This window comes from Natrinema zhouii, assembly GCF_013456555.2.
In the GTDB taxonomy this organism is placed as follows: Archaea; Halobacteriota; Halobacteria; order Halobacteriales; family Natrialbaceae; genus Natrinema; species Natrinema zhouii.
The window spans coordinates 1,860,713-1,875,423 of record NZ_CP059154.1 but is presented as its reverse complement, the minus strand read 5'-3'; the positions used below and the strand labels follow the sequence as shown (position 1 = coordinate 1,875,423).

The 14,711-nt window shown below is 63.4% G+C and carries 16 protein-coding genes; 10 read left to right on the top strand and 6 right to left on the bottom strand.

Annotation, left to right across the window (positions count from 1 at the left end):
• Window positions 1-113: 113 nt before the first annotated feature.
• Window positions 114-1,232, top strand: a complete 1,119-nt coding sequence (locus tag HYG81_RS27945) for an NAD(P)/FAD-dependent oxidoreductase (protein WP_180842910.1) — start codon at window positions 114-116, stop codon at window positions 1,230-1,232.
• Window positions 1,233-1,281: 49 nt separating this feature from the next.
• Here the strand turns inward: HYG81_RS27945 and HYG81_RS27940 are convergent, their stop codons facing one another.
• Together HYG81_RS27940 and HYG81_RS27935 are read right to left on the bottom strand one after the other, a co-directional pair.
• Window positions 1,282-1,671: a pyridoxamine 5'-phosphate oxidase family protein gene (locus HYG81_RS27940; protein ID WP_180843002.1), complete on the bottom strand. Its 390-nt coding sequence runs from the start codon at window positions 1,669-1,671 to the stop codon at window positions 1,282-1,284.
• Between the two features lie 72 nt (window positions 1,672-1,743).
• On the bottom strand, window positions 1,744-2,433 hold the full coding sequence (locus tag HYG81_RS27935) for a glycosyltransferase family 2 protein (protein ID WP_180842909.1): 690 nt from the start codon (window positions 2,431-2,433) through the stop codon (window positions 1,744-1,746).
• A 286-nt stretch (window positions 2,434-2,719) separates the two neighbouring features.
• Here HYG81_RS27935 and HYG81_RS27930 point away from each other — a divergent pair, with 286 nt between their 5' ends.
• Entirely contained in the window at window positions 2,720-2,944 is a 225-nt protein-coding gene (locus tag HYG81_RS27930) for a hypothetical protein (RefSeq protein ID WP_180842908.1), read from the top strand.
• A gap of 581 nt (window positions 2,945-3,525) precedes the next feature.
• Here the strand turns inward: HYG81_RS27930 and HYG81_RS27925 are convergent.
• Entirely contained in the window at window positions 3,526-4,320 is a 795-nt protein-coding gene (locus HYG81_RS27925; protein ID WP_180842907.1) for a helix-turn-helix transcriptional regulator, read from the bottom strand.
• 251 nt (window positions 4,321-4,571) lie between these two features.
• On the opposite strand from HYG81_RS27925, the gene HYG81_RS27920 reads away from it, so the two are divergent.
• The 3 genes from HYG81_RS27920 to HYG81_RS27910 are packed head-to-tail and all read left to right on the top strand — an operon-like array spanning window position 4,572 to window position 6,333.
• Entirely contained in the window at window positions 4,572-5,006 is a 435-nt protein-coding gene (locus HYG81_RS27920; protein WP_180842906.1) for a DUF4870 domain-containing protein, read from the top strand.
• Between the two features lie 9 nt (window positions 5,007-5,015).
• Window positions 5,016-5,564: a hypothetical protein gene (locus tag HYG81_RS27915; RefSeq protein WP_180842905.1), complete on the top strand. Its 549-nt coding sequence runs from the start codon at window positions 5,016-5,018 to the stop codon at window positions 5,562-5,564.
• Window positions 5,565-5,586: 22 nt separating this feature from the next.
• Window positions 5,587-6,333: a hypothetical protein gene (locus HYG81_RS27910; protein WP_180842904.1), complete on the top strand. Its 747-nt coding sequence runs from the start codon at window positions 5,587-5,589 to the stop codon at window positions 6,331-6,333.
• A 29-nt stretch (window positions 6,334-6,362) separates the two neighbouring features.
• On the opposite strand, the gene HYG81_RS27905 is transcribed toward HYG81_RS27910, so the two are convergent.
• Complete coding sequence (locus tag HYG81_RS27905) at window positions 6,363-6,998, bottom strand: class I SAM-dependent methyltransferase (RefSeq protein ID WP_180842903.1); 636 nt, start codon at window positions 6,996-6,998, stop codon at window positions 6,363-6,365.
• 471 nt (window positions 6,999-7,469) lie between these two features.
• Here HYG81_RS27905 and HYG81_RS27900 point away from each other — a divergent pair, with 471 nt between their 5' ends.
• Window positions 7,470-8,852 carry an FAD-dependent oxidoreductase gene (locus tag HYG81_RS27900; protein WP_180842902.1) on the top strand — a complete coding sequence of 461 codons (1,383 nt, stop codon included), beginning with the start codon at window positions 7,470-7,472 and terminating at the stop codon, window positions 8,850-8,852.
• 43 nt (window positions 8,853-8,895) lie between these two features.
• On the opposite strand, the gene HYG81_RS27895 is transcribed toward HYG81_RS27900, so the two are convergent.
• Window positions 8,896-9,360 (bottom strand): pyridoxamine 5'-phosphate oxidase family protein, encoded by a 465-nt coding sequence (locus HYG81_RS27895; protein WP_180843001.1) that lies wholly within the window; start codon window positions 9,358-9,360, stop codon window positions 8,896-8,898.
• 73 nt (window positions 9,361-9,433) lie between these two features.
• Here HYG81_RS27895 and HYG81_RS27890 point away from each other — a divergent pair, with 73 nt between their 5' ends.
• Window positions 9,434-9,589 (top strand): hypothetical protein, encoded by a 156-nt coding sequence (locus tag HYG81_RS27890; RefSeq protein WP_180842901.1) that lies wholly within the window; start codon window positions 9,434-9,436, stop codon window positions 9,587-9,589.
• A 22-nt stretch (window positions 9,590-9,611) separates the two neighbouring features.
• Here the strand turns inward: HYG81_RS27890 and HYG81_RS27885 are convergent, their stop codons facing one another.
• The gene (locus tag HYG81_RS27885) at window positions 9,612-10,598 is read right to left on the bottom strand and encodes an LEA/WHy family protein (RefSeq protein WP_226777537.1); all 987 of its coding nucleotides are present in this window, start codon (window positions 10,596-10,598) and stop codon (window positions 9,612-9,614) included.
• 224 nt (window positions 10,599-10,822) lie between these two features.
• Between HYG81_RS27885 and HYG81_RS27880 the strand changes: the two genes are divergently transcribed.
• From HYG81_RS27880 to HYG81_RS27870, 3 genes are all read left to right on the top strand, one after another.
• Complete coding sequence (locus tag HYG81_RS27880; protein ID WP_180842899.1) at window positions 10,823-12,418, top strand: GMC family oxidoreductase; 1,596 nt, start codon at window positions 10,823-10,825, stop codon at window positions 12,416-12,418.
• A 102-nt stretch (window positions 12,419-12,520) separates the two neighbouring features.
• Window positions 12,521-13,186, top strand: a complete 666-nt coding sequence (locus tag HYG81_RS27875) for an AIM24 family protein (protein ID WP_180842898.1) — start codon at window positions 12,521-12,523, stop codon at window positions 13,184-13,186.
• Window positions 13,187-13,255: 69 nt separating this feature from the next.
• Window positions 13,256-14,641, top strand: a complete 1,386-nt coding sequence (locus HYG81_RS27870; protein ID WP_180842897.1) for a sodium:calcium antiporter — start codon at window positions 13,256-13,258, stop codon at window positions 14,639-14,641.
• Window positions 14,642-14,711: the final 70 nt, after the last annotated feature.

Genomic DNA, 14,711 nt, shown 5'->3' with positions numbered 1-14,711 from the left:
ACTCGCGGGACTCTCTTCGACCCTGATGCGAGTCGACGAACGGATTCCGGTCGCGATCCGGCCGCATATTCACGGCTCAGCCTCAACCCGCTGGGCGTCGGACGGGGAGTCGCATGACCGATCCACTGGAGTACGAGGTCGCCGTCGTCGGTGGCGGCCCCGCCGGCCTGACGACGGCGCTGTACACGACCCGACTCGGCCACCGCACTGTTCTCTTCGAGAAGGAAGGCGGTCGGCACGCGATGGTCAGTCACGTCCACAACATGCCGGGCGTCTCCGAGGACGTCTCCGGGCAGGAGTTGGCGGCTCACGCCGTCGCACAACTCGAGCACTACGGGGGCGACTTCTACCCGGACGCCGTGGAATCGGTGTCGCGACTGGACGATGGCGGGGACGAGAGGACGACGGACGCTGATTCCGACCCCCGATTTCGACTCGAGTCGACCCACGCAACGATCGACGCCGACAGGGTCGTCTTCGCGACCGGGTTTCGGGATCGAAGCCCCGAAGTGTCGGAGCTCGAGCGGTTCACCGGCCGCGGGCTCCACTACTGTCTGCACTGCGACGCCTACACGCTGGGCGACGGCCCGGTCTTCGTGCTCGGCCACACCGAAAGCGCGGCCCACGTCGCGATGACGATGTGCAACTTCACCGCCGATGTCGACCTCCTCCTGAACGACCGCGAGCCGGAGTGGGACGAGGACACCGACGCCCAACTCGACGCCCACCCGGTCGACCGGATCGACACGGCCGTCGTCTCCGCCTACGACGACGAGAGTATCGACGCGGACGAACCGCCGTGGCTCGGCGGCTTCGCCTTCGCTGACGGGACCGAGCGAGACTACCTCGGCGGGTTCGCGATGTACGGCTCCGCGTACAACGCCGACCTCGCTGCGGCCCTCGGCTGCGAACTGGGTGACGACGGGGCGCTCGAGGTCGACGAAGACCGAGAGACCAGCGTCGACGGCGTCTACGCCGTCGGCGACGTCACCCACGGCCAGAACCAGACGACGATCGCCATCGGCGACGGTGCCTACGCCGGGCTGGCGATTCACAAGGACCTCCGGACGTTTCCGAAATCGCTCGACGAACTCGAGGAAACCGAGGACGGCGACGACTTTCCAGCCCTCGACGTTCCGGGAAGCCCGCCGGATCTCCGCGCACAGATGCGACGCGTTCGCGAACTGGAAACGCATCCGGGGCTTCGCGGGCCGTCGCCGGGCAGGGAATGACGGCGGTGTTGCGAGACGGTTTCGAGGTCCGCCCCTCGAGGAGCGCCGCTCAGTCGTAGGTCTGGTACGTCGCCGAGCCGACCTCGATCCGGACCAGCGTGTTTTCGGCGTACGCGTCGGACTCCGCGTCGTACTTCTCGTTGATCCGGCGGCGGGCCGCGGTGGTCTCGCTTTCGTCGTCGACGACCGTCGCCGTGCCGAGTAGCGATACCATCCACTGTGTGTGCCCCGCATCATCCTTCTGTATCGAGAGGGCGACTCGCGGGTTCTCCCTGATATTCGCCAGCTTCCGGCCCGTTGTCACGATCTCGACGACGCCGTCGGCGTACCGGTACCAGACCGGCGCGACGTGGGGCCGTCCCTCGGTGCAGGTTCCCAGATGGGCCATCAACGGCTCGCTCTCGAGCAGTCGTTCCGCCTCCGGTGGCACGTTCGTCACGGCGGTATCGGCCACGCCGAGCAGCAAAAAGTGGGACCCTGAAGCGGCGGATCGCGAGCGACCGGTCCTCGATCAGTACTCCGTCCGGAGTCGATCGAGGTCGAGACGCGCGTAGTGCCACAGCGTCCCCGTCAGTCCGTCTTCGACGATCCGTCGGCCCGAACTCTCGACCAGCACGGTCGGGCAGTAGGCCGTCGGGTAGCGACGAGCGAGCCGTCGACTGAACGCCGTGTCCTCGTTCGACACCTCGGGAAAGCCGCCGATCTCCTCGAAGGCGCGCCGGTGGACGAAACAGTTGAACCCCGGGAGGATCGGCCGCTCGAGCCGCGAGAAGACGTGGTTGATCGTCGCCTCCATGAGCTTCGCTCGGTGGGGGCCGGTGATTCGGCAGTAGGAACTTGCGGCCGCGAGTCCGTTCGCCTCGACGAAGCCGAGCAGTTCGGTGAGGTAGTTCGCCCGTACCCGCGTGTCTGCATCGATGAACGCCAACCACTCGCCGGACGCGCGCTCAGCCCCGAGATTCCGCGCCGCGGCGATGCTCTCGCCGGCTTCGCGGACGACCGTCGCGTCGTACTCGCGGGCGATTTCGCGGGTCGCGTCGCTCGAGTCGCCATCGACGACGAGCACCTCGTACGCGTAGGCCGTGTCCAGCGCGGTCAGGCTCGCGAGGGCTCCCCGGAGGTAGTCCGCTTCGTTTCGCGCCGGCACCACGAAACTGACGTCTACGTCGTCGCCGTCACCGTCGCGCTCGTCGCCAGTCATCAGTACTCGAGTGATCACGGGGGCGGGTTCTCAAGCTATCGGACTTCTGCGGGCCGAGACGCGCGTCGTGTCACGGTTTGAGCGAGGAGGGAGCTGCGACCGATCGTGCGAATCAGTTCCATGCTATTTGGTTTCAGACAGCTGGTCGCAGAGCTAATGTCTATCATGAACTTTTATAACTATGGGCTCAGTAGGGGTGGATACAGATGTCGGTCGTACACGTAGCAGCCTGAATTTGTCGCCGCCGACGAGTACCGATTTTGACGATCTCCAACACCCGACCGACATGAGCATACAACGCCTGCAGTCCACGACCGACGCCGAACCGACACCGAATCGAACATCGACTCGAACCCAACCGGCTCCCTCGAGCGCCGTCACCGAGGATCCGCGGACGGCCACCGACCGCGCTCCCCGAACGTTCTCGCACGGGAGTACGGGGCGACTCGAGAACCTGATCGACGAGTGGAACGCGGCGTTCGCGAACGAGGACGCGGGACGCGGCCCGTAAGCTCGAGGTTCGATGTGGTTTTCGCTGCCGAATCCAAACCGTCTTTGGAGCGACGGCGGTAGGTTTGCGTGGCCGATGACGATGCACCCGCTCCGAACCGGACTCGGCACCCGGTGGTGACGAGCCCTATGAGTGCCGAGGCCATCGATTTACATGCACTCCTCCTCCTCCTCTTTCACGGTATCTAAGACATTCCAAGGAATCGCAACTACGGGGGAGGGGAATCAGTAACTCGGAGATCGTCGTGAGCGCCAGTCACCTTGAGACTCAGAAGTTATCTCGAGCCCGCAATTGCTGGGGTTCGCCGAGGTCGTATCCGCCACCACCTCCGTCGTCATCGTCGTCTGGGCCACTACAGCCAGCAAGAACGACCGTCGTGACGGTCACAGACGTTGTGAGAAAACGCCTCCGTTTCATGGTTACACTTGGTAACGTGTGTCAATAAGAACGCGGGGGAGGTATGTAGGGTGTTTTTCTGCCCGAAACGAGAGCAACTGCGATCCGTCATTCGGATTCAGAACCGAGACGACCTCGTCTCGAGCAGGGAGCGGTCGATCGATGACCGAAATTGACGGGGGAACTCAGTGTCCGCCATCAAACTCGAGAGCGTCGAGTTCCTCCGCAAGGGGAGTCGCTTCGGTGCGATATTTCGTATAGAGATCTTCGGCCCACTCGCGTGCGGTCTGTGAATCGGTATCGACGTACGTGCGCAGCAGACCGGTCTCGTCGTCGTAGATGCCGACGCCGATTCGGTCGTCACAGAGCGTCAGTCCGAACGGGATGTCATCGTGGATCCAAAACGTCAGATTGCCGCTTCCGATGACTGTGCGTGCCCGTTCCGGGTTCGACGTAAGGATCTCCTCGACTACCGCCGGCGGATACACGGCCTCCGTCTCCATTCCAGCATTGATGCGATCGGACAACTCGTCCAGGTGCAGCGGGTTGATAGTCGCTGGGTCGAGCCCCCGCAACGTCTCGGTCGTTTTCACCAGCGACATGAACCGATTCACCGGGCGGTAGGGATCTCCGGGCGCAGCGGTCGTCACGGTCGCACCCGTGAACGCCGCGATATCGATGTCGATGTCGTGAGCGGCCGCAACCTGGAGGATGGGGGCGAGTTCCGACGCGGCCTCGAGAGCCGACTGAAATTCGGCGACCTCCGCAGCGGTTACCTCACCGAACGGCGTGAGGACGAATTCGCCGTCGACGCGTTCGATCAGGCCGCTGTCCCTGAGCGATCGGGTGAACCGGTGGACGGTCGACCGAGAGACGTCCAGGCGTTCTTCTAACTCTCGTCGATCTATCCCACCCTCCTCGCGTAACGCGTCGAGTACCGGCTTTTGCCGGACGATTTCGATGAGTCCCTCGACATCCATTCACACGCTGATAGTGACCCATGGTGATATTAAGTCCATTGGTCAGTCACCGATCCTGCGGCGATGAGACGGTAACTCGCGTTTATCGTGGCTCTATCGAACGGAACCGAACCAGCCGCCGAGCGTCGTCTCACGATTTGAGACGATTTCATCTACTGAGATGATCCCACTCGGTTCATATAACCGATTGTCGCGCCTGCTGACTGGTACTGGAGCGGGCACGACAACGGCGCCCCTCACTGATACCACCAATGGCAAGCAATACACAAGACGTCGATATCGAGGCCGAACGCGCGGCGGACCCAGTGGAAACCGAATCGGGGCTCGAGCCGAACATCGCGGGGGCGCTCTCGTATCTGGTCGGATTCGTTACAGGGCTGCTCTTCTTCGTGATCGAAGGGGACAACCCGTTCGTGCGGTTTCACGCCGCCCAGAGCATGGTCGTTTCCGGCCTGTTCGTGCTGGCGTATATCGCAGTAAGCATCGTCGGGACTATCCTCACGATTCTGTTCGCCAGTATGAACACGTTCATCATCGGGAGCATTATCTCGTTGTTCCTCGGGTTGATCTGGCTTGGACTCGCGCTCGGCGGGTTCGCGATCTGGGCCTACCTCATGGTCACGACCTACCGGGGCAAGACGATTCGCCTGCCCGTCGTCGCGGGGATCGCCGACAGGCTGGTCTGAGGTGACGGCGTGCCCGCGAACCGAGAGGAAACGGGGAATACGGCCGGACGAGCGAGCGCTGGACGAACAGATGGGGCCGGCGACGACGAGATGGACGGAGTGGGACCGACACCGACGTTCGAGATGTACGCCGACGACGAGTACGGCTATCGGCTCGCGTATCCGACGACCTGGTCCGCGAAGACGGAGCCTGCGGGCGGGGTGTCGTTTGACGACCGAACGAGCTCGGCCGGTGCGACCGTCTCCGTCGACGAGGGCGTCGCCCTCACGCTGGCGGAGTACGTCGCGGACTTCCTCGAGGCCCTCGAGACCGACGAGCACATCCGGGCGATCGAGCGCCTCGAGCGGCGAGACCGCTTCCTCGAGAACGGGGAGACGGGTCAGGTGATCGATTGCGCCTACTGGAGCGTGCCCGATGGTGAGCGCTGGCGGCTCACGTATCTCTTCGTCCGCGAGGGCGGGAACGGGTACGTCCTCGGAGTGGACTGGAACGACGATGACGGACTCGACGAACTCGCCGCGCGAATCGTCGAGTCGTTCGCCGTCGAAACGAACTGAACGCGGAAGTACGACACGACACATGGACAAATTACGCGGACAATCCGGACTGGATCGACTCCTGAACACGAGACTGACTGCCCACACCCTGCTGACGCTGGCGGTCGTCCTCTCGGTCGCTCTCGCGGGCTGTACCGGGATGGCCGGGGTCGGTGACGGTGGGAACGGCGAAAACGATGGGTCCGGCAGCAGCGATGCCGACGGCGACGAATTCAACTCGATGGTCGACGCGGACGACGACTGGTTCAACCTGAGTCGACCGGGCCACTATACCTTCGACCTCGCGGGAATGGACGAGGAGACCGGCGAACAGGTCACCGGGCACCTGGTGTACGATATCGAGGACGCTGGCGAGGAGGTGACCGTGAGTGTCGACTACGAGTTCGGCGGCGAGCAGTATCAATCGACGATAACCAGTCCCGGTGACGAGGTGAGGGGCCAGCTGTTCCTCACTCCCGCACACGCGCCGGTCTTAGCCCTTCAGAGCGCATCCATACTCTACTACTTCGAGATGGGCTTTACGAACCCCTCGGTCGGTAACCGCAAACAGACCACCACCGACGAGGGGACCCAGGTCACCGAGGTCACGGAGGAACGCTCCTACGCGGGGCTCGAGTGCGTCTTCGTCGAGACGACGGTCGACGGCGAACTCTCCCAACAGAGCTGTCTCCGCGGCTCGGACGGCGGGAGTGCCCCCTACGTAGCCAGCTACACTGATGAGGGCGAACTCGACCTCGAGGTCGAACTCGTCGAATACGAGTCGAACTGAGTCGATCGCTCGAACCGCCTCCAGAACACCTATTCCTGCGAATTTCGGAACGCTCGGACGGTATCTCGATCGCCTCGCTCCATCTCGACCTCGAGCAACCCAAGCTCGGTGAACACGCGGTTCCAGTCGCGGTGGTAGAGGGGGAAGTCGTCGTTGACGTAACTCACGTCGGGGTCGGCCGACGCCGAGTGATCGGTATGATCGGCGGCCTCGCCCTCGTTTTCGACCGTGATGAGGAGGTCGTCGGTGATCCGTGAGATGTCCTCGAGGACCCACTCCGCGTCCGGGTGGAGGTGCTGGAGCGTCTCGACCGAGTAGACGACGTCGAACTGGTCGTCGTCGAAGTCGCCGACGACGCCTTCGATGGTGTCGTGGTAGAACGTGCCGGCGGCGGCGAGGTCGGGGTAGGTCTCGTCCATGACGTCGAACGCGTCGTCGTTGACGTCGATCCCGGTCAGGTCCTCGAAGCCGTGTTCGTGGAGGTGTGCGAGGTGCCGACCCGAACTACAGCCGAGCTCGAGGACGGACGCGTCTCGGTCGACGAAGCGCTCGAGAAGGCCGCGGACCGACTCGCTGCGCTCGTCCGGGCCGTAGTAGGCGTAATATTCCGGTGAGTACTCTCCGGTCCGTTCTGCCCACTGGCGGCGGACCTCGTTAGAATTCACGTGTGCTGTTGCGGGTGAGCACCTAAAGTATAGTCGGACTGCGTCTGCCACCGATCGGACTGTCGTCGACTCCCTGCCGCTGGAACCTATCGGTATGAACAAACGGCTCCACTGTTCACTGCTGGTCGCTGCGAGCGCGCGAGTGGTAGTTACCTCACGCCGCTTTTCGACGGGACGGCAGATGCACCGGTACGTCGACTGTCGATACAATCGGAGTGTACGACAGCGAGATGACCGGAACGACCGGGGAGAGTAGCACGCAAGCAATCGGTGTGTGTGAGTGAGTCCGACTGGTAATGGCCGGGTAGAGGGGACTCTATCGGCAGATATATTCGCTTTGCTCCGGCCAGTCAAAACCCGGATATGCAGCCGTCGATGCGACATACGACAACCGTCGAAAACCCGATCAAAAAAATATGAGTTATCAGTCTGGAGTCGAGCATTTGTACTACCGACCCACACCGATCAATAATGTCAGGAAAATACGATCTCGTAATCGTCGGCGGTGGTATCAGTGGCGCATCACTTCTATACACGACCGCGAAGTTCACTGATATCGACTCGATCGCGCTGATCGAGAAAGAATCGGATATCGCAGCGATCAACTCCCACCACACGAACAACTCGCAGACCCTCCACTTCGGGGATATCGAGACGAACTACACCCTCGAGAAGGCCGAATCGGTCAAAGAGGGCGCGGAACTCCTCGCAGGGTATCTCGAGAACAACGATCCCGACCGGGAGATGCACGCCAAGCGCAGCAAGATGGTGCTCGGGGTGGGTGACGAAGAGGTCGAGCAACTCGAGCAGCGATACGAGGACGAGGGCTTCGGTGACCTCTTCCCGAAACTCCGACCGATCGAACGCGACGAGATCGGCGAGATCGAACCCAAGGTCGTCGAGGGCCGCGACCCCTCGAAGGACATGCTCGCGCTGCAGACGCCGGACGGCTACGTCGTCGACTACGGCGAGACGACGAAGTCGTTCATCGAGCAAGCCGCCGAAGAGACGAACGTCGACATCCACACCGGGACGAAAGTCGGGGACATCACGCCGACGCTCGACGGCTACACGATCGAGACGGACGACGGCCGGTTCGACTGCGACGCCACCGTCGTCGCCGCCGGTTCACACAGCCTCCAGATCGCGAAGGAACTCGGCTACGGCCAGGACAAGGTCCTGCTCCCCATCGCCGGGAGTTTCTTCCTCGCGGACGACCTCCTCAACGGGAAGGTCTACACGCTCCAGATGAAGAAGCTGCCCTTCGCCGCGGTCCACGGCGACGCGGACGTCCACGACTCGTCGATTACGCGATTCGGGCCGACCGCGAAGCTCGTCCCGACGCTCGAGCGCGGCCGCATCTCGACCGTGAAAGACTTCCTCGACGTGTTCGGGCTGAACGCGGCGGCGTTCCTGAGCTACGCCAACATCCTCTCGGATCGGATCCTCCTGCCGTACGTCCTTCGGAACCTCGTCTACGACCTCCCGAACGTCGGCCGGAAACAGTTCCTGCCCCACGTCCAGAAGGTCGTCCCGAGCGTCGAACTCGAGGACATCGAACGCGCCAAGGGCTACGGCGGCGTCCGCCCGCAGATCGTCGACACGAAGAACAAGTCCCTGGACATGGGCGAGGCCAAGATCGTCGGCGACGATGTCATCTTCAACATCACGCCGTCGCCGGGTGCCTCGACATGTCTCAAGAACGCCATGCGCGACACGCACACGGTGCTCGATTTCCTCGGCGACGAGTACGAGTTCGACGAGGCGGCGTTCCGCGAGGAGACGATCGACAACTTCCCGCGCGGCGACGACTCCGACGGGCCGAAAGCAGTCAAACCGAGCGCCGACGACTGAACACGTAACGACGCTGAGACGGAACCGAACGTAACTCCGTCCCTTATTCGGATTTCTCGCTCGAGTCTGTCCCCATCCGTTCGCTGTAGTCCCAGCTGTAGACCGTTCGCGGCTCGAGTCGGATCCGAACCTCGTCGCGGTCGTCGTCGAGCAGTCGCCGTGCGAGCGAGGAGTCCGTTCCGCCGAGGTAGCGCTCGATGAGGTCTCGCAAGACCTCCTTCTCGCTATCGGACGAGAGTTCGACGGTTCCGTTCCCTCTGATCCCGCGATAGGGGATGTCGTTGGTCGAAATGTCGAAGGCGACTGTCGGGTCGTTCCGGAGAAATCGCACGACGTCCGCGTTCGCTCCCGTCGCACACTCGAGCGCGCCGTCGCGATAGCGGTACCACAGCGTGACGACCCACAGCGAGCCGTCCGGCCGATGGGTGGCGATTCGGACTGGAATCGTCGCCTCCTGCAGGAAGGTCGCGACCTCGTCTTCGCTCCAGGCGCCGCGGAAGTCGGTCATGTCTGCGTCGACGTGGCGGAGTCCGAAAAAGCTCGATCGGACGGCGGTTGCTTCGCGGCGGTCGTCGGTCACGATGGCAATCTCTCGCGACGAGACGATAGAACTCGTCGGGCGACCGACGCTCGAACGAGCAGAACGTGAGCGAGACGTGGTCACGGAAGACGTCGATCGGGGCTCGACCGCGTCTACTGAACTCGAGCGCGAATCTAGTGGCTCGAGCAGTCTATAGCCGCGTTCACCCCGATTGACGATCAGTTCCAGTTTGACAACTGTTCCTGTTGCCTCTCCTCGACCTCTCCCCCCGCAGACCCGTTCCCCGCCGACTCGTTCGCACTCGAGTCCGCCGCGCCGAGCAGGTCCGTCTCGAACGTCCGTTCGTACGAGATGAACTCGAGCGGGACCGTGCGTTCGACGCCGCCGTACTCGAGGGTCGCGTCGAAGTCGACCGTCAGATTCGATCTCTCGTCGTTCCGGAGGTGGGTGACCCACCACTCGTCGAGTCTCGAGTTATCGATGGCCGCGGTGGCCTCGAGCGGTTGGGTGCTGTCGGGCTCCAGCACGGTCTGTTGGGCGGTGACGCCCTCTCCGACGACGATTCCGTTCAGCTGGATCGTGTACCTGATCTCCGTGATCGGCAACGGGATCGGCGTCGGGTTGGTCACCGTCGCCGACGCGTCGATCGGCGTTCGGTTGGCGGTTGTGTTCCCCCACTCCGCGTTCGTCTCGTCGGCGACCAGCACCGTCCGGCCGTACGCCTGAAACTCCTGGCTCTCGTTCGTCTCGAGTGGCTCGAGCAAATCCGTGTGGACCGTCTGTGTTTGCGTCCACTCGTCTGCCGGGAGTCGAAGACCGGCGTAGTCGACGACGACGTCCGGTTCGACGCGTACCGTCGTCGTCTCGTTGTTGGTGACGTGAGAGGCCCACCACGCCGGAATTTCGTTGTTGTCGAGCCACGTCGAGACGGTGACGGTGCTCTCGTCGCCAGCGAGGGAGACGCGGTTTTCCTGCTCCGTCGCGAACTCGATGTCGTTCATCGAGACCGTATACGAGACGTCCGCCGCGGCGTCACCGACGCGGAGCAACAGCGGGTTGTCGACGCCGATCTGCGTCTCGACTTCGGTTCGGTCGTTCGTGACGGTTCCCCACTCGTTGTCGACGGATTCGACCTGCGGACGGTCCACCACGAGGACACCGTAAGCCGCAGTTGCGACGATCAGGACGACTGTGAGGAGAATCACCGCTCCCGTTCTGCGACGAACCATCTATCGAATTTCCTACCCGCTCGTAGTTCCGGCGTCGGGTTACACGTTCAGGCCGTTGATATTCGAGCGATCGCTCGGTCGGATTTCGCGGCGAACGTCACGGCTTCGATCGGCGACTCGAGCCGACGACGACTGCCGTCGCATCCGTCGATCTTTCGCTTAAATGTTTATTACAGCGCCGCTATATGGTGTGAAGTACCATGCCAGGATCTGGGCGGGCCGCCGATTACGTGATCGTCGGCGCGGGGCCGGCGGGGTGCGTACTCGCGAATAGGCTGTCGGCCGACGCCGACACCGAGGTACTGCTACTCGAGGCCGGGGAGCCCGACGAGCGGCGGGAGATCGGTATTCCGGCGGCGTTCTCGAAGCTGTTCCAGTCCGGGGTCGACTGGAACTATCACACCGACCCGCAATCGGAACTCAACGATAGGGAACTCTATTGGCCCCGCGGGAAGACCCTCGGTGGCTCGAGTTCGATCAACGCGATGATCTACGTGCGCGGCCAGCCCGAGGACTACGATCACTGGGCGGAACTGGGTAACGAGGGCTGGGGGTACGACGACGTCTTTCCCTACTTCAAGCGTGCCGAACACAACGAGCGCGGCCCCTCGGATTATCACGCGATCAGCGGGCCGCGGAACGTCGCAGATCCGCAGTCGCCGAACGAACTCAGCGAGGCGTTCGTCGACGCCGGACGGGCGGTCGGCCTCCCGCACAACGAGGACTTCAACGCCGGCGATCAGGAAGGGGTCGGTCTCTATCAGGTCACGCAGACGGACGGCCGTCGCCACAGCGCCGCCGACGCGTACCTGAAACCGGTACTCGATCGCCCGAACCTGACTGCGGTGACGGGTGCCCGGGCGACGCGGGTCCGCTTCGATGGGACGGACGCCGTCGGCGTCGAGTACGCTCGAGACGATGCCGACGGGCGTCACGCGACGGCCGACGCGACCGAAGAGGTCGTTCTCTCGGCCGGTGCGATTAACTCGCCCCAACTACTGCTGCTCTCCGGCGTCGGGCCGGCCGACCACCTCGCGGACCACGGCATCAACGTCGTCGCGGATCTCCCCGGCGTCGGCCGGAACCTGCAAGACCACCTGCAGGTCGGGATCAACTACGAGTGCGAGAAACCGATCAGCCTCGCGGACGCGGACTCGATCCGGAACCTCCTCAAATACCTGGTACTGAAGACGGGGCCATTGACCTCAAATATCGCCGAAGCCGGCGGGTTCGCGACCGTCACCGAGGACGCCGATCGGCCCGAGATCCAGTTCCACTTCGGCCCGTCGCACTTCGTCGAACACGGATTCGGCAACCCCGACGGCCACGGCTTCTCGCTCGGCGCGCTCCGGCTCCGTCCCGACAGCCGGGGCCGGGTCACGCTCGAGTCCGCCGATCCCTTCGACGAACCGGCCATCGATCCGCAGTATCTGACTGAAGATACGGACCTCGAGGTATTGCTCGAGGGCGTCAAGCTAGCCCGAGCAATCGTGCAGGCCGAGCCGTTCGATGAGTACCGCGGTGCGGAGGTGCTACCCGGACCGGACGCACAGAGCGATGCGGCGCTGATCGAGCACATCCGCGAGACGGCCGAGACGCTGTACCATCCGGTCGGGACCTGCAAGATGGGTGACGACGAGCTGGCGGTCGTCGACGACCGGCTTCGAGTCCACGGGCTCGAGGGGCTTCGCGTCGTCGACGCCTCGGTGATGCCGACGATCACGAGCGGCAACACGGACGCGCCGACGACGATGATCGCCGAGAAGGCGGCCGATTTCGTTCGGAACGGGGCCTGATCGACGCTCGGCAGTCGTTCACGCCGGCCTGAAAGTGGTATACGAGTAACTATTTCCCCACTCCCGCCCAATGGTCGGGAGAGCCATCCGGCTCGAGAGACCATGAACGTCAACGAATTCGTCACGACGAACGAACCGAAAGAGGGTGGAGACACGTTTCAACTGGAGAACGGCAAGCTGCTGGACATTGCCCTCGACGGGTCCGTAATCGCGAAGGCCGGATCGATGATCGCTTACGACGGGGATATCTCCTTCGAGGGGAAGTCGTCCGCCGAAGGCGGAATCACTGGCTTCCTCAAGGAGAAAGCCACGAGCGAGGGGACGCCGGTAATGGAGGCGACCGGAACGGGCCACCTCTATCTGGCGGATCAGGAGAAAAAGATCCAGATTCTCGAGCTCGATGCCGGCCAGTCGATCTCGGTCAACGGAAACGACGTTCTCGCGTTCGAATCGAGCGTGAACTACGAGATCCGGACCATCAAGAGCATCGCCGGCTTCTCGGCCGGCGGCATGACCAACGTCTTCCTCGAGGGTCCCGGGAGCGTCGCGATCACGACCCACGGTGAGCCGCTGGTTCTGCGCCCGCCGGTCAGAACCGACCCCAGCGCGACCGTCGCCTGGAGCGGGACGACTCCCGGCAGTCACGTGGACCGAGCCCTCTCGAACATGATCGGCCAGTCCTCCGACGAGACCTACCAGCTCGAGTTCACCGGCTCGGAGGGGTTCGTCGTCGTCCAGCCCTACGAAGAGCACACGCCACAGCAGTAGCAGGCCGTATCGCCATCGCACCGTATCACGTATCACCGTTCGACCAGTACGCGTTCCTATACGAGTTCTATGAGACGACGAGCACTTGGCGCGATTTCGGCCGCAGTCGCACTGACACTCCCCTGGGTCGCCGTAGTGGTGGCTACCGATCTGCTCCCCTGGCTCACGGCGGCCGTCGGGCTCGACTATCGAGCACCGGCTGCGCTCCAAACATTGTCCACGCTCAGCACGGTGATCGTGACCGGCCTCGCCGTCCTCGGTGCGGCGTTCCTCCTCGCGTGGGCCGCCGAAACCGCCGAGAAGGACGTCCCGCAAGCGTTCGCGATCGCGGTCCTCGCCGTGTTAGCGGTCGCGCCCGAGTACGCCGTCGACGCGCTGTACGCGTGGAACGCGGGCGTGTTCGCGGGGACCGAACGGGGGATCGAGGCCGGCAACCTCGCGGTCGCCAACATGACCGGTGCGAACCGGATCCTCATCGGCATCGGCTGGGCCGGCGTCGCGCTCTTTACGATCTTCCGCCGGGGGTCGTCGGCCGATCCCGCGGTCGAACGGCGACCCGGCTTCCTCTCGGACGTCGTGATCCTCGACCGCGAGATCGGCCTCGAGATCGTCTTCTTACTGATCGCGACGCTCTGGGCGTTCCTCGTCCCACTCAGCGGCGGTATCGACATCTTCGACATGCTGTTTCTGGTCGGCCTCTACGTCTGCTACATCGCGGTCATTCTCCGCGGTGAGGTCGAACCGGACATGGATCACGTCGGCGTCCCAGCCTACCTCCAGAGCTTCTCGAGACCGGGTCGGATCGCGACCGTCATCGTGCTCTTCGTCTACTCCGGCGTGATGATCTTCACCGCCGTCGAGCCCTTCGCACACGGGCTCGAGTTCCTCGGCGAGAGCGTCGGCATCCCCTCCTTCTTCATGATCCAGTGGATCGCGCCGCTGGCCTCCGAAGCGCCGGAGCTCATCGTCGTCGTCTACCTGGTGAACAAGGCGCGCTCGACGGCGGGCTTTAACGCCTTGATCTCGTCGAAGCTCAACCAGTGGACGCTGCTCATCGGGACGCTCGTCGTCGTTCACTCTCTCGCACTGGGCAGTTACGGCGTCCTCGCCTTTGACTTCAAGCAGTCCGCGGAGATCTGGCTGACGGCCGCCCAGTCCTTCTTCGCCGTCTCGCTGCTGATCCGGTTCGAAATATCGGTCAGAGAAGCACTCACCCTGCTCGTCCTGTTCCTCTCGCAGGTCTTCCTCGAGTTCGCTCTCATCCGCGAGTTCGTTTCGTTGCCGGTCTCGAGCACCGACCTCCTGCTCGTCTACAGCGCGATCTACCTCGTGCTCGGGACGGCGCTGTTCGTCAGTCGGCGGCGGGCGTTCGGTCGTCTCGTCCGCCGAACGGCGGGGACCGTCGGCGACGCGATGTCGATGGGTGGAGATCGTCCGGCCAGCGCCGACGACTGATACGGTCTGCTGTCCCTGTGTACCAGCGCACCCGCGATCCGCCATGCGGGTGCGCTGGAACTGACTGACA